This window comes from Secundilactobacillus malefermentans DSM 5705 = KCTC 3548 (genome assembly GCF_001436395.1).
Lineage (GTDB): Bacteria > Bacillota > Bacilli > Lactobacillales > Lactobacillaceae > Secundilactobacillus > Secundilactobacillus malefermentans.
In genome coordinates this window covers 1-904 of record NZ_AZGJ01000128.1, presented here as the reverse complement: position 1 = coordinate 904, position 904 = coordinate 1, and the positions used below count along the sequence as shown (strand labels likewise).

The window sequence follows — 904 nt, the reverse complement described above, 5'->3', positions numbered from 1 at the left end:
AACAGGAAAAAGTATAGAGCCATTTATTCATTCATTTTCTTATTTAGTATGTTTATTCATAAAAGGTAAATAAACGGAATTAAAAGGAATTGATGTGAAATTTTGGTGCACTAAATGGTGCACATACAAAGAAAAAAGATTATCTACTGTACTTACGAGTAGTTTTACATACCACATGCTATTGTTTCACTGTCCTCAGAATATTTAATAGAGTCCAAGGCTTTTATCATTGGTTTAAAAAAATAAGTGGATATACTGCCCATCTTCTGTCGACAGCAAGAGTAATTGGATTGAACAAGTATTTCTTTAGTACTTTCCGGAAGAGGTTCAGACTTGATTGTACTCCATAAGGATCTATTTCAATAATTCCCACTGCAGGAGTTGAACCTGCTGACCGGTGTGGGAGGGTGTTACTAGTATCCGTATGCGTGATTAAAGTGATTTGAGAAATAATGATACTTAGCTTTGCTGGTTTTTGTATAAGTGTAGCCGGCAGAATAAATTTTGTTTTTCTTGTAGTGGCTTAGCTTCATAGTAAAGTATGTCGTATTTCCCAACGTAATGTGAGCATGAACGTGATATTTATGGCCACTACGATTAACTTTGGTAACGCGATAAAAGTATGAATCAGCTAATGGTGATCCGGAGACAATCGCATGCTTAGTTATTTTCAAAGAATCATTGCCGGGCTTTGAAATGTAGTATCCACGGATGGCAGTGGGGATGCTTTTATACGATGAGTACGCACTTACACTCTTGCTTGTCATCGTCAGTGCTGCGCCAAATGACAGGGTGGCCACACTGGCGATAACGATATTTTTTAATTTCATTTTATTTCCTCCAAAGTAACTTATTTTACATAATCGACAATAATAGATGATGCTATTTTTCTACGATTAGTCAA

1 protein-coding gene is annotated in these 904 nt (G+C 36.0%); it reads right to left on the bottom strand.

What is annotated here, in order from left to right:
- Positions 1 to 413: 413 nt before the first annotated feature.
- Entirely contained in the window at positions 414 to 830 is a 417-nt protein-coding gene (locus FD44_RS10110) for a hypothetical protein (RefSeq protein ID WP_010619692.1), read from the bottom strand.
- Positions 831 to 904: the final 74 nt, after the last annotated feature.